This window comes from Streptomyces niveus (assembly GCF_001723055.1).
Taxonomy (GTDB): Bacteria; Actinomycetota; Actinomycetes; order Streptomycetales; family Streptomycetaceae; genus Streptomyces; species Streptomyces niveus.
Map to the genome: position 1 here is coordinate 81,819 of NZ_MDCR01000054.1, position 12,720 is coordinate 94,538.

Consider the following 12,720-nt stretch of genomic DNA (forward strand, 5'->3'; position numbering starts at 1 on the left):
CGCGGTGCCGGCGAGTAGATCCAGGAAAGGACAACCGGATGCGATCCACCTCGCTCGGCGGGCTCGATGTCTCGCGTATCGGTCTGGGCGCCATGGGGATGTCGGCGTTCTACACCGGCGCCGGCCGGGACGACGCCGAGTCGATCCGCACCATCCAGCGCGCTGTGGACCTGGGTGTCACGCATCTCGACACCGCCGAGGTGTACGGGCCCTACATCAACGAGGAACTGGTGGGCCGCGCCATCAGAGACCGCCGGGACGAGGTCGTTCTCGCCACCAAGTTCGGCCTCGTCTCCCACACCGGCCGGCCGGGCCCGGACAGCAGTCCCGCCAACATCGGCGCAGCTGTCGACGGCTCGCTTCGGCGGCTCGGAACCGACCGCATCGACCTCTACTACCAGCACCGGCTCGACCCCGGCACTCCTGTCGAGGAGACGATGGGAACGCTGGCCGAGTTGGTGGACGCCGGCAAGATCCTCCACATCGGACTCTCGGAGGTGTCCGCGGCGACGATCCGCCGGGCGCACGCTGTCCATCCAGTGGCGGCTGTCCAGAGCGAGTACTCGCTCTGGACACGAGACCCCGAGGCCGAAGTGCTGCCCACGCTCCATGAGCTCGGTATCGGCTTGGTCCCCTATTCCCCGCTGGGCCACGGCTTTCTCACCGGTGACATCCGAACCCTGGACGGCCTGGACCCCGCCGACTGGCGTCGCACCAATCCTCGGTTCACCGGCGACAACCTCACGCGCAACCTGCGCATCGTCGACCAAGTACGCGAGGTCGCCGACGACATCGGGGCCACTCCCGCGCAGGTCGCTCTGGCCTGGCTGCTGGCACAAGGAGAAGGCATCGCGCCCATTCCGGGGACGAAACGTATCGACCGGCTCGTGGAGAACAGCGCCGCCGACGGTGTCCGGCTCACCGCGGACCAGATGACCCGCCTGAAGAAGCTGACGCCGGCGTCCGGCGAACGCCATGCCGAGCCCGACATGGCCGCCATCGACCGGTGAGAAGAGCGCGAAGTGACCGGTTCACCCACGTGATCAGCCGGTTCAGCACCCCAGGCCCTGATTCCTGTCGCAGCGAAAGAATGGAACACAGCTTCATGTCAAACAGCGTGATTCGAGTCGGCGTTATCGGTGCCGACACCAAGGCGAGCTGGGCCGGGGCATCGCACATCCCCGCTCTGGCGGCACAGCCGCAGCTCATATTGGCGGCAGTGGCAACGCGGCACGAGGAAAGCGCGCGCAGCGCCGCTGCGGCATTCGGTGCCGAGCGTTGGTTCGCCGATCCCTACGAACTCATCGGTGACCCGTCGATCGACCTCGTCACCGTCGCCGTGAAAGTCCCGGCCCACCGTGACCTTGTGCTCGCGGCCCTCGCGGCCAAGAAGGCCGTGTACTCGGAATCCCCGCTCGGGGCGACCCTTGCGGAGACGGAGGAGATGGCTGACGCGGCCGGCTCACTTCACACCGCGATCGGCCTACAGGGCCGGTTCAATCCCTCGGTACGCCGAGCGGCCGAAATCATCACTCAGGGCCGACTCGGCCGACTGCTCTCGGCGCGCGTCACCGCGACAACTTTCGGCAACGGCCCGGAGTCTGTGAGCGCATACGAGTACTTCGACAAGGCAGCGTCCGGGGCCGGCTTCCTCACCATCGCCGCGGGCCACGTTCTGGATGTCGTCGAAGCCGTTCTCGGCGACATCACCGAAATCGACGCCCGCACCGAAATCCTGTGGCCGCAGGTCATGTTGGTGGACACCGGCACGATCACCGACCGGGAAGTCCCGGACCACCTCGACGCCATCGCCAAGACCTCGTCCGGTACGCCGGTCGGAGTGCAGATCCTGGCGGGCGTGCCCGCGTCGGACGCCAATTTCAGCCTGGAAGTCCGCGGATCGGACGGCTGGCTGAAACTGACCGGCAACCACCCCGCAGGCGTCCAGGTCGGCGACCTCACCCTCGCGTCGGACATCGACTTCACCCCGCCGGACAGCCCCGTCGCCATCGGCACAGGACCCACGGCCGCCGACATCTGGACCGGTGCGTCCATCAACGTCGGCGAGGTCTACGCCAGCCTGGCCGACGACATTACCAACGGCACCCACTACACCCCCGGATTCAGCCACGCCCTTCACAACAGCCGCCTCATCGCCCGGGTCGAACAGGCTGCGTTGACAGGCGTCCGCCGGTAAACCGGGCCGCGACCGGAATATGCGCGACCGATGCTCATGTGCGCGCGCAACAGATGGCGACGCCGCTACCTGTGGGGTTGGGGTACGAGAGTGCGGGAATCGTGGTCGCCGCGGCGGCTACTAACGGCCATAGTTGGTCGTACGGATTCCACATGACCCTGCCCCCCCAGTTCCTCCCCGGTGGGACGCCGGCCCGGGCGTCTGCCAGTGAGGTGTCTCCCGGACCTCAGAGGGAAACCCGGCGACTGCCATCCGGCCAGGGGCTCAGTCGTGCACGAACACCGCGTACCCCACCATGCCGACAACCACCAACAAGACCAGCACAGCGATCACAATCAGAGGGCCGACACCCCACCCCTTCGGCGGATCATTTCTCGGCCCAGCCTCAGACATGCCCCCCTCCGCCGGCGGCGTCTCACCCGGTGGCACGCCACCCTCCCGGCCAGGGGTGGGGTCCGAATCAGGGGCAGGGTTCGAGTGAGTCATGCACCCTGGGTGCCCGTTTCACTCGCGGGATAATCCGTCAGATATCGGGCAGCGCAACGCCCCCGGACCATCACGTCCGGGGGCTCGGCCATGCGCACGGGCCACAGGCGCCACGCCTCGGGAACTACCGAGGGCTCGGGCCCTGGTGACGAGGAGCCTCGGAGAGACCTGCCTCTTCCAGTGCGAGGCGCAGCACCTCGGTCATGGGGACGGTGACGCAGTCGGGGGTGAGGTCGGGCAGGGGCGCGCGGCCGTACCAGACGTCGCCCATGTCGACGCCGTTGACCCTCTGTGCCCTGACCGGGTTGTGACTGGTCCCGATCGTCACGACTTCGATCGTCTGCTCGATCACCGGCACCAGGTGCTCGCGCACCAGGGCGACGAGGGGGAACCGGACATCGCTGGAGTCGATGCCGTTCGCTTCGCACCAGTCGAGCCATGCCCTGGGGGTGTCGCCGTCGTTGAAGCCCCACTTGGACAGCAGGTCGGCACTGAACAGCGTCACAGTCGGCTCGCTCACGGGCGCCACGCCTCCACGTAGTCAGGGTGGTCGGGGTGGTCGGAGTGCACGGCGTCGATACGCATGCAGACTCCCAGGGCCACCAGGTCATCCACCGTCAGCCTCCCGACAACAGGATCTGATTGCTCGACAGGTCAGCAAAGGGGTCGGCAAGTGTTTGATCAGACCTGGTCACAGGTTGCCAACACCTGCGACTACGGCCCACCGGCAGGCCAGCTCAGCGCACCCGGCCGCGTGGTTTCAGGGCTACCGGCGGGAGTTCCGGGGCGGGGAGGCGGGTGCCGGCGTAGCCCGTGACCTCGCCGAAGCGGGTGGAGTTCATCCAGTCCTTGCGGGCCGACTCGATTTCCTCGTGGGAGCGGCCGATGAAGTTCCACCACATCACGATCTCCTCCTCGAACGGCTCGCCGCCCAGCAGCATCAGGCCCGCCTCGGAGTCCGTGCGGATCGGGAGTTCCGTGCGGCCGCAGCCGAGGTAGAGCATCGAGCCCGCCGGGACCGGGACGCCGTCGACCCGGGCCTCGCCCGACATCGCCAGCACCGCGTACTCGAAGTCCGGGTCGAGGGGCAGTCGTGCGTCGGTGCCCGGGGTGAGGGTCAGGTCGGCGCCGACCAGGGGGGTGTAGGTGGCGCCCGGGGAGGTGGTGCCGTCCAGGGTGCCCAGGATGACCGTGGCCGTCAGGCCCGGGGCCGTGACCACGGGGAGGTCCGCGTGGTGCTGGAAGTGCGGGGCCACGTCGCGGTGGGCGTCGGGGAGCGCGACCCACAGCTGGGCGCCGTGGAGCAGCCGGGCGTGGGGGCGGGGGCTCTCCTCGGAGTGGCTGATCGCGCGGCCCGAGGTCATCAGGCCCAGCTCTCGGGGCCGTACGGTCTGGAGGCTGCCCAGGCTGTCGCGGTGCAGGACCTCGCCGTCGTGGAGCCAGCTGACCGTCTGGAGACCCATGTGCGGGTGGGGCGGCACCTGCATACCGGGCTCGTCGGCGATGTCGTCGGGGCCGTAGTGGTCGACGAAGGCCCACGCGCCGACCATGCGGCGCCCGAGGTTGGGCAGCAGCCTGCGCACCTCGGTGGACTCGCCGAGCTTGACGTGACGGGGGCTGAGGAGTTCACGCACCGGCTCGGCGACGACGAAGCCACGGCCGCCGCAGACGGAGAGCGTCGCCTGACGATCAAGATTGCTCATGGCGCCCAACCTAATCCCGTCCGGTGCCCCGCGGCAGCATCCACGCGATAACGGTCGATGCGGTGGTGGAATGTTCAACAACCTCGGTGTGTTGTGGAACGTGTAAGCAGTCACCGGACATCACCGGGTACCAAGGGAGGGCAAGTGACCACCGCCTACTACGACTTCGGAACCGCCGCCGAGCGCTGGGCACGTGCTCAGCAGTTCTTCGAGGCGCAGGAGTACGTGACGGCCGCCGGCATCCTCGAAGGGCTCGTGGCCGAGGTCCCGGAGCAGGTCGGGCCCCGGCTGCTGCTCGCCCGTGCGTACTACCACTCCGCTCGGCTCGGGAAGGCCGAGACCGAACTGCTCGCCGTACTGGAGCGCGACCCCGTCGAGCAGTACGCGCGCCTCATGCTGGGCCGCACGCTGGAGCGCCTGGGGCGGGACGGCGACGCCACGCCGCATCTGCGGATGGCCGCCGCGCTCGCGGGCGAGTTCCCCACGAAGGGCGAGACCGTCTAGAGCAGGGCGTCCAGCCGGCGGCGCGCCGGCGCGAGTGACCTGCCCCTGGCCGGAACATCGGACCAGGGGCGGGTACGCGCCTGCTCCAGTACGTCTGTGACCGTCCAGCGCCGCGCGGTGACCGCCGGGTCCTTCACCTGGTCCCAGCTGATCGGCGTCGCGACCGGAGCGCCTTCCTTCGGACGTACGGAGTAGGGCGCGACGGCCGTCTGCGCGTACGCGTTGCGCTGCACGTCCAGATAGAGCCGGCCCGCGCGGGCGTCCGTGCGCTGCTCCGTCGTGAGGCGGTCCGGATCGCGGGCAGCCAGTACGCGGGCCACGTCCATGGCGAAGGCCCGTACCTCGTCGAACGCGGTACGTCTGTCCAGCCGGACGATCACATGCAGGCCCTTGGAGCCGGTCGTCATCGCCGAGGCGGGCAGGGCCAGTTCGTCCAGCAGTTCGCGCAGCAGCAGCGCGGCGGCGCGTACGGGCTCGAAGTCGTCCCGCGCCGGATCGAGGTCGAACACCAGCCGGTCCGGGTGGTCGGGGCGGTCCGCCCGTGACAGCCAGCGGTGGAAGGTGACGCTCGCCTGGTCGGCGAGAAACACGAGCGTCGCCGTGTCGTCGCACACCGGGTGGGTGACGGTCCCGCCCTTCTTCGCCATCTCGGCCCGCCGCGCCCAGTCGGGATAGTTCCCCGGGATGTTCTTCTGCATGAAGCGGGGGCCGTCGAGACCGTCCGGGTGCCGCTCCAACATCAGTGGTCTGCCCCTGAGTTCGGGCAGCATGTGGCGGGCGACGGAGCGGTAGTACTCGACGAGATCCGCCTTCGTGACGTCCGCGCGCCCGCCGTCCGCGCGCCCGCCGTCAGTCCGGCCGCCGTCAGTCGGCCCGCCGTCCGTCGATCGGGCGGAGCCGGGGAAGAGAACCTTCCGCGGCCGGTGGATCCGTACGGTCCGGCGGCCCGCCCGTACGCTCCCCTCCTCCGTGCCCGCGGAGTCCGCGCCCGTCGCGCTCACGCGTCCCGCTGATGGGTGCGGGGGCGGCGCTTCCCGCCCGGCCCCGACGCCTGCCTGCCGCGTGGCGCGGGCACCCTGCGTCGTTCGTTGCGGCGCAGCCGACGGCGCTCCTCCTCGTCCGTGCCGCCCCAAACTCCCGACGTACGGCCGGTGTTGAGCGCCCATTCGAGGCACTGGCGCTCCACCGGGCAGCTGTGGCACACCGCCTTGGCGCGTGCCACCTGCTCGGCGGCGGGGTCGGAGTCCCCCACCGGGAAGAAGAGTTCGGGATCGGCGCCCACGCAGGCCGCGTCCCGCAGCCATTCCCACGCGTCGGCGCCGGAGCCCGCGTGGCCCCGGTCCGTCGCACCCGTCTGATCTGTCTCGTGATCTGTCTCGTTGATTTGCAGCCGCGCAGTCATTCAGTCCTCTCCCCGCACCACGTTCCAGTCCTGATCCACCGTCTCCTGGCGTTCCCCGCCACCGTCTCTCGCCTCGCGCTCACGTTGACGTTCGCGTTCACGCGTCGTGACCCGCGCCGGCACGCACGTACGCAACTGGCCGTCGCGCGAGGCCGATCGGCGGTGCGCGCCTATCGAGTCCTGGTCGGTTCCCATCTCTGACTCCTTCTCTCCGCGCCACGCGGCGCGGGCTCCTACCGGAGCGCGTACCCGCCGTCTCCGCATGGAAAAGCGCGGCCTGGGCGGGGCGGGCCGAGGCGGGCCGGTGATACGGCTCCGGCGGCCCGGCCCGCCGTACGTGATGTGCTGAACGCCCTCAGGCCGAGGCCAGCGACGGCACGAACGCCGGCGCCGGGGGCAGCGCCGACGCCGGCTCCTTCGCCGCCGCGTCGGTCCCGCCCACCGGGACGACCGGCAGGCGCAGGACGTTCTGCGGCGCCTCGACGCTCCTGGTGAACCAGACGACTTTGCCCTCCTCCGTGCCGCACGTGCCCCAGCTGTCGCTGAGCGAGGCGAGACGGGCGAGCCCGCCGCCACCGGCCGAGGTGAGCCGGGGCAGCTCGGGACCGTTGTCCGAGACGGCGACCGTGAGATACCGGCCGGTCCAGCGGAGTTCGACCATGCACTTGTTGTCCGCGCCGACATGACGGTGGACGTTGGTCAGCAGTTCGTCGAGGCCCGAGCAGACCGGGTCGACGTGCGGGTCGAGATTCCAGTGTCGAAGGTGTGCGGCGACGATGCGCCGAATCTGCGATACGCGCTCCGGAGAGGCGTGCAATTCCACCACGTAGTAACGGCCGCGTGGAATCGTCATGGTCGAGGCTCCTCACACACAGAGGCCCACCGGCTTCACCTCGTTGTCGCAACGACCCCCGAATACGAAGCGTGAGCATTTGCCACTTCTGGGTCACTGAAAAGACTGACCCGACGGACCCGAACGCGCAACTTCTCGGCTTTCCACCGATACGCACGGCTACCGCCGGTGCGGCGGACGCGCGGGCCGAAGGCCGGAAATCGGGCCTCAGGGGCGGCGCGTGTCCAGCCGCAGCTGGGCCTCCTGCTCCTGGTCACCCGCGGCCGTGCCCAGCGCCTCCACGGCGAACGCCCAGGTCAGCGCCTCCTGCAACCTGGCGACGGCCCAGTAGCCGCCCTGGACGTCCGCGACGACCGGGCTGGTCAGCCGGGTCGGGCCGGCCTTCTCCCGTACCTCCGCCACGTCGAAGGTCGCGCTCCAGACCGTCGGGCGTGCGCCCGTCACTTCCTGTGGTCTGTCGTCGGACGGGCGGTCGGAGGCGAAGGCGGTGCGCAGCGCGCCGAACACGGCGTGCGCGTCCTCGGCCTCGCAGCCGCTGAGTTCCACCGTCACGTCCGTGTCGGTGCTGTGTGCCGCCGTGGGCCTTTGCGTGGTTCTCACCATGGCTCCTCCACTGGGGAAGTGCGCGCCGGGCCTGGTCAGCCCGACGGTTCGTCGGGGACGGGCTGCTCGGGGTGCACCCCGCCCGGATGGGGGCTGCCGCGCCTGCCGGCGCCCGCCTCGTCGGGGGCATCCGAGTGGTCGGGGTCGTCGTCGGACGAGTCCAGCCCCTCGATGTCCACGTCCAGCGGGTCGTCTCCGGGCCGGGCGTGCTGATCGGGCAGATCCCTCGGGACGGCAGCTCCGTCGCCGTTGCGGTCGCCCCTGCCGTTGTCCTTGGCCTCGGAGTCGTCCGGATGTCGCTGGTTCACGTGATGAATCCCTTCGTAGCCGGATGGTCGCCGGGTCCTTGCCGCGTACCCGGTCCCCGGCCGGTCAGCGGTCCGTCAGGGTGAAGAGCCCGCCGTCGGGGTCCCGTAGCGTCACCTGGTCCCCGCCCTCGTGCGCCGTCTCCTCCGCCGCGACCACGACGCCGCCCAGTTCCTCCGCGGCCTCGACCGCGGCTCTCACGGCCCTCACGCCGTCCATGGGGAACGACACGTGCCAGCGTGGGCGCAGATGCGGGTCCACCGCCGCCTCGATGCCGCCGCTGCTGATGCGCGCCACGACATGCCCGGAGCCGTGTCCCGTACGGAGTACGACGTGGTCCTCCTCGTAGCTGACGTCGATGCCGCCGAGTCCGTCGTCGGCCCAGTGCAGCACCTCGCCGTAGAAGATCGCCGAAGCGATGGCGTCGTACGTGCGCAACTCCAGCCGGAAGGGCGGTGAGCCGGGTTTGACCGTGGCGTCGGGCAGCGGTTCGCCCTCCCAGAAGCCGAAGACGGCCCCGTCCCGGTCGGCGGCGAGGGCCGCCCGGCCCATCTCGAAGGCCAGGGGGCCGACGGCGACCGTGGCGCTGCGTTCCCTGATACGAGAGGCTGTCGCGTTCACGTCACTCACCACGAAGTACGGCGTCCACGCCACGGCCACCTGGAGGGTGGGGGCCAGCGCGCCGATGCTCGCGACCGGTACGCCGCGGGTCTCGGCCACCACGAACTGGTCGCCGAGCCTGGCCGGGCGGAAGGTCCAGCCGAGTACGGAGCCGTAGAAGTGCTGGGTGTCGTCCAGGTCGCGGGCCAGCAGGCTCGCCCAGCACGGGGCCCCGAACACAGGATGCCTCGCCGCCATGGCCGCTCGCCTCACTCCGGTCGTGCCAGTGGATGCCCCCGCGCTCCTCTCCCCTCCTGACGACTGTGCCAGCAGTGCACGCGGCCCGCATGTCGCCCGGGGCTGTGCGCCGCGAACCGGCTGCCGGGAGCGACTGCCGGGACCTGCTGCCGAGGACCGGGGACGGCGCCCGCTGGGGGGTGGCAGACTGGCCGCCGATCAATCGAATGGAGCCCTTCGTGCCCATGATCCGTCGCCTCCGCCGGGCGGTGCGGCGCGTCTACCGCAGCACCGTCGACCTCAGCCACCCAGCCCGGTCGCCGCTCGGCAGCGCGGTGGTGAACTGTGTGATCTACGAGGACGGGATACGTCAGCCGGGCGACTGCCCCGTCGACGAAGCCGTACGACGGGTCCGTAAGTCCGGCAAGGGCTTCGTGTGGATCGGTCTGCACGAGCCCGGCGAATCCGAGTTCAAGGGTCTCGCCGAGCTGTTCGGACTCCATCCGCTGGCCGTCGAGGACGCCGTGCGCGCGCATCAGCGGCCGAAGGTCCAGAGTTACGACGGTGCGCTGTTCGCGGTCTTCAAGACCTGCCGCTACGTCGAGCACGAGGCGCTCACCGCCACCAGCGAAGTGGTGGACACGGGCGAGCTGATGGTGTTCACGGGGGCCGACTTCGTGATCACGATCCGGCACGGCAGGCACGGTTCGCTCGGCCCGCTCAGGGAGCGATTGGAGGCCGCGCCCGAGCGGCTGGCGATGGGGACGTCGTCCGTGCTGCACGCGATCGCGGATCAGGTGGTCGACGACTCTCTCGCCGTCGCCGACGCCGTCCAGGACGACATCGACCATGTCGAGACCGCCGTCTTCAACGAATCGGCGGGCCGGGCGGGCAAGGGTGACGCCGGGCGCATCTACCAGCTCAAGCGGGAGCTGCTGGAGCTGAAGCGGGCCGTGGCGCCGCTGGACCGGCCGCTCGACATGCTGGCCAACCGGACACTGCCGGGCGTCACTCCGCAGGTACGCCCGTACTTCCGTGACGTCGCCGATCATCTGGCCCGGCTCACCGACCAGATAGCCGCCTTCGACAACCTGCTGGACTCGATCCTCCAGGCCCATCTCGCGCAGGTGACCGTCGCGCAGAACGAGGACATGCGCAAGATCACCGCGTGGGCCGCGATCGTCGCCGTGCCGACGATGGTCTGCGGGATCTACGGGATGAACTTCGAGCACATGCCCGGCCTCGGCTGGACGTACGGCTATCCGTCCGTCATCGCCGTCATGGCGACGGCGTGCTACGTCCTCCACCGCAGCTTCCGCCGCAACGGCTGGCTGTAGCGCGTACGCCGGCTCCCGCTCAAGGCAGCTGGCCGTCGGACCAGGAAACCGGAAGCAGGACACCCGATGCGTATTGTCGGCTACGTTCTATCGAACGTACGTGCGATCCACTCTGGGTACGGTGTACGCTAGCGGCTCGCCGAGAAGCACGAGGAGCAGTCCGTGAACATCCCAGCCGCCGACAGTCACCACGTGATCAAGGTCCGCGGAGCCCGCGAGAACAACCTGAGGGAGGTCTCGCTGGACATCCCCAAGCGCCGGCTCACGGTCTTCACCGGCGTCTCGGGATCCGGCAAGTCCTCGCTCGTCTTCGGCACCATCGCCGCCGAGTCCCAGCGCCTGATCAACGAGACCTACAGCGCCTTCATCCAGGGCTTCATGCCGAGCATGGGCCGGCCCGACGTCGACTCGCTGCACAATCTGAGCGCCGCGATCGTCGTCGACCAGGAGCGGATGGGCGCCAACTCCCGTTCCACGGTGGGCACGGCGACCGACGCGTACACCATGCTGCGGATCATCTTCAGCCGGCTCGGCACCCCGCACATCGGGACCTCGACCGCCTTCAGCTTCAACGCCGCCGACGGCATGTGCGCCGAGTGCGAGGGCATCGGCCAGGTGTCGAAGATAGACATCGACCAGCTCGTCAACCGCGAACTCTCCCTCAACGAGGGCGCGATCACCGTCCCCGGTTTCCAAGTGGACGCCTGGTACTGGCAGATCATGGTCGCCTCCGGCTTCTACGACCCGGACAAGAAGCTCAAGGACTTCACGCCCGAGGAGTGGGAGGTCTTCCTCCACAAGACCTCGACCAAGGTCAAGGTCGGCTCCAGCAACATGACGTACGAGGGGCTCATCACCAAGGTCAACCGCACGATCCTGGTCAAGGACCGGGACTCGATGCAGTCCCACGTCCGGGCGTTCGTGGACCGGGCCGTGGTCTTCGCCGAGTGCCCGTCCTGCGGCGGCAGCCGGCTGAGCGCCGCCGCGCTGTCCTCGAAGGTCAACGGCGTGAACATCGCCGAGTGTTCGGCGATGCAGATCAGCGATCTGGCCGAGTACGTACGGAAGATCGACGACGCGGGCGTGGCTCCGCTGCTCGGCAATCTGCGGGACCTGCTGGAGTCGCTGGTCGAGATCGGGCTCGGCTATCTGAGCCTGGACCGCGCCTCGTCCTCCCTCTCCGGCGGTGAGGCGCAGCGCGTGAAGATGGTGCGGCATCTGGGCTCCAGCCTCACCGACGCCACGTACATCTTCGACGAGCCCACCATCGGGCTGCACCCGCACGACATCCGGCGGATGAACGACCTGCTGCTACGGCTGCGGGACAAGGGCAACACGGTGCTGGTCGTGGAGCACAAGCCCGAGGTCATCGCGATGGCCGACCATGTGGTGGATCTGGGTCCCGGCGCCGGTACGGCGGGCGGGCAGATCTGCTACACGGGTGACGTGGCGGGGCTGCGCGCGTCGGACACACTGACCGGGCGGCACCTCGAACACCGTGCGGGGCTGCGGGAGTCGGTGCGCGAGCCGAGCGGGCAGCTGTCCATCGAGGGCGCCGATCTGCACAACCTGAAGAACGTGAGCGTCGACATACCGACCGGCGTGCTGAGCGTGATCACCGGGGTGGCGGGGTCGGGCAAGTCGTCGCTGATCCACGGCTATCTCTCCGGCAGGGACGGCGTGGTGGTGGCCGACCAGTCGCCGATCCGGGGTTCGCGGCGGAGCAACCCGGCCACGTACACAGGGCTGTTGAGCCCCATCCGTACGGCGTTCGCAAAGGCCAACGGGGTCAAGGCGGCACTGTTCAGCGCGAATTCGGAGGGCGCCTGCCCCAACTGCAACGGTCTCGGGCTCGTTTACACCGACCTCGCGATGATGGCGGGTGTCGCCTCGGTGTGCGAGGAGTGCGAGGGCAAGCGGTTCACGCCGGAGGTGCTCACCTACCGGCTGAACGGCAAGAACATCAGCGAGGTGCTCTCGATGTCGGTCGCGGAGGCGTACGACTACTTCCCCGGCGGGCAGGCGCACGCGATCCTCGGCCGCCTCACGGACGTGGGGCTGAGCTATCTGCGGCTCGGCCAGCCCCTGAACACCCTGTCGGGCGGCGAGCGGCAGCGGCTGAAGCTGGCGATCCAGATGGCCGAGAAGTCCTCCGTCTACATCCTGGACGAGCCGACGACCGGGCTGCACATGGCGGACGTGGACAAGCTGCTTGCGCTGCTCGACCGGCTGGTGGACGCGGGGAACACCGTGATCGTCATCGAGCACCACCAGGCGGTGATGGCCCACGCGGACTGGCTGGTCGACCTGGGTCCGGGCGGCGGGCACGACGGCGGGCAGGTCGTCTTCACGGGTACGCCGGCCGATCTGGTGGCGCACTCGGACACGGTCACGGCGCGCCATCTGCGGGAGTACGTCGGCACCGGGGCGTAGTGCGCGGGCCGGGTGCGGGGAGCGCGGCGCAGCCGTCCCACGGATATCCGGTGGGCTCC

At 69.5% G+C, this 12,720-nt stretch carries 15 protein-coding genes; 5 read left to right on the forward strand and 10 right to left on the reverse strand.

Going from position 1 to position 12,720, the window contains the following annotated elements; all coding sequences use genetic code 11:
- The first annotated feature begins 38 nt into the window (after nt 1-38).
- A complete protein-coding gene (locus BHU15_RS08010; protein ID WP_069626534.1) occupies nt 39-1,010 on the forward strand; it encodes an aldo/keto reductase in 972 nt (323 codons plus the stop codon).
- Between the two features lie 95 nt (nt 1,011-1,105).
- Nucleotides 1,106-2,197: a Gfo/Idh/MocA family protein gene (locus BHU15_RS08015; RefSeq protein WP_069626567.1), complete on the forward strand. Its 1,092-nt coding sequence runs from the start codon at nt 1,106-1,108 to the stop codon at nt 2,195-2,197.
- A gap of 264 nt (nt 2,198-2,461) precedes the next feature.
- Here BHU15_RS08015 and BHU15_RS41190 read toward each other — a convergent pair whose 3' ends face one another.
- From BHU15_RS41190 to BHU15_RS08030, 3 genes are all read right to left on the reverse strand, one after another.
- On the reverse strand, nt 2,462-2,683 hold the full coding sequence (locus BHU15_RS41190; RefSeq protein WP_069626535.1) for a DUF6480 family protein: 222 nt from the start codon (nt 2,681-2,683) through the stop codon (nt 2,462-2,464).
- Nucleotides 2,684-2,807: 124 nt separating this feature from the next.
- Entirely contained in the window at nt 2,808-3,203 is a 396-nt protein-coding gene (locus BHU15_RS08025) for a hypothetical protein (protein WP_141726788.1), read from the reverse strand.
- Between the two features lie 217 nt (nt 3,204-3,420).
- A complete protein-coding gene (locus tag BHU15_RS08030; RefSeq protein WP_069626537.1) occupies nt 3,421-4,386 on the reverse strand; it encodes a pirin family protein in 966 nt (321 codons plus the stop codon).
- Nucleotides 4,387-4,530: 144 nt separating this feature from the next.
- Between BHU15_RS08030 and BHU15_RS08035 the strand changes: the two genes are divergently transcribed.
- On the forward strand, nt 4,531-4,890 hold the full coding sequence (locus tag BHU15_RS08035) for a tetratricopeptide repeat protein (protein WP_069626538.1): 360 nt from the start codon (nt 4,531-4,533) through the stop codon (nt 4,888-4,890).
- Here BHU15_RS08035 and ligD read toward each other — a convergent pair.
- From ligD to BHU15_RS08070, 7 genes are all read right to left on the reverse strand, one after another.
- Nucleotides 4,887-5,891: a non-homologous end-joining DNA ligase gene (gene ligD / locus BHU15_RS08040; RefSeq protein WP_069626539.1), complete on the reverse strand. Its 1,005-nt coding sequence runs from the start codon at nt 5,889-5,891 to the stop codon at nt 4,887-4,889. The two genes, BHU15_RS08035 and ligD, sit on opposite strands and share 4 nt — an antisense overlap.
- The gene (locus BHU15_RS08045; protein WP_069626568.1) at nt 5,888-6,190 is read right to left on the reverse strand and encodes a WhiB family transcriptional regulator; all 303 of its coding nucleotides are present in this window, start codon (nt 6,188-6,190) and stop codon (nt 5,888-5,890) included. Before BHU15_RS08045 ends, ligD begins: the two co-directional genes overlap by 4 nt.
- Nucleotides 6,191-6,292: 102 nt before the next feature.
- Entirely contained in the window at nt 6,293-6,487 is a 195-nt protein-coding gene (locus BHU15_RS08050; protein ID WP_023537009.1) for a hypothetical protein, read from the reverse strand.
- A gap of 160 nt (nt 6,488-6,647) precedes the next feature.
- A complete protein-coding gene (locus BHU15_RS08055; protein ID WP_069626540.1) occupies nt 6,648-7,145 on the reverse strand; it encodes an ATP-binding protein in 498 nt (165 codons plus the stop codon).
- 207 nt (nt 7,146-7,352) lie between these two features.
- Nucleotides 7,353-7,748, reverse strand: coding sequence for a hypothetical protein (locus BHU15_RS08060; RefSeq protein ID WP_069626541.1), 396 nt, complete (start codon nt 7,746-7,748; stop codon nt 7,353-7,355).
- 35 nt (nt 7,749-7,783) lie between these two features.
- Nucleotides 7,784-8,056, reverse strand: a complete 273-nt coding sequence (locus tag BHU15_RS08065; protein ID WP_255293059.1) for a hypothetical protein — start codon at nt 8,054-8,056, stop codon at nt 7,784-7,786.
- 64 nt (nt 8,057-8,120) lie between these two features.
- A complete protein-coding gene (locus tag BHU15_RS08070; protein ID WP_069626542.1) occupies nt 8,121-8,912 on the reverse strand; it encodes a VOC family protein in 792 nt (263 codons plus the stop codon).
- A 224-nt stretch (nt 8,913-9,136) separates the two neighbouring features.
- On the opposite strand from BHU15_RS08070, the gene BHU15_RS08075 reads away from it, so the two are divergent.
- Both BHU15_RS08075 and BHU15_RS08080 read left to right on the forward strand, forming a co-directional pair.
- A complete protein-coding gene (locus BHU15_RS08075; protein WP_069626570.1) occupies nt 9,137-10,228 on the forward strand; it encodes a magnesium and cobalt transport protein CorA in 1,092 nt (363 codons plus the stop codon).
- A 162-nt stretch (nt 10,229-10,390) separates the two neighbouring features.
- Nucleotides 10,391-12,661, forward strand: coding sequence for an ATP-binding cassette domain-containing protein (locus BHU15_RS08080; protein ID WP_069626543.1), 2,271 nt, complete (start codon nt 10,391-10,393; stop codon nt 12,659-12,661).
- Nucleotides 12,662-12,720 lie beyond the last annotated feature (59 nt).

Coding starts and splice junctions, on each gene's coding strand:
- BHU15_RS41190 (WP_069626535.1), bottom strand. CDS start 2,683: ATGACTCACTCGAACCCTGCCCCTGATTCGGACCCCACCCCTGGCCGG.
- BHU15_RS08010 (WP_069626534.1), top strand. CDS start 39: ATGCGATCCACCTCGCTCGGCGGGCTCGATGTCTCGCGTATCGGTCTG.
- BHU15_RS08015 (WP_069626567.1), top strand. CDS start 1,106: ATGTCAAACAGCGTGATTCGAGTCGGCGTTATCGGTGCCGACACCAAG.
- BHU15_RS08055 (WP_069626540.1), bottom strand. CDS start 7,145: ATGACGATTCCACGCGGCCGTTACTACGTGGTGGAATTGCACGCCTCT.
- BHU15_RS08060 (WP_069626541.1), bottom strand. CDS start 7,748: ATGGTGAGAACCACGCAAAGGCCCACGGCGGCACACAGCACCGACACG.
- BHU15_RS08050 (WP_023537009.1), bottom strand. CDS start 6,487: ATGGGAACCGACCAGGACTCGATAGGCGCGCACCGCCGATCGGCCTCG.
- BHU15_RS08030 (WP_069626537.1), bottom strand. CDS start 4,386: ATGAGCAATCTTGATCGTCAGGCGACGCTCTCCGTCTGCGGCGGCCGT.
- BHU15_RS08070 (WP_069626542.1), bottom strand. CDS start 8,912: ATGGCGGCGAGGCATCCTGTGTTCGGGGCCCCGTGCTGGGCGAGCCTG.
- BHU15_RS08075 (WP_069626570.1), top strand. CDS start 9,137: ATGATCCGTCGCCTCCGCCGGGCGGTGCGGCGCGTCTACCGCAGCACC.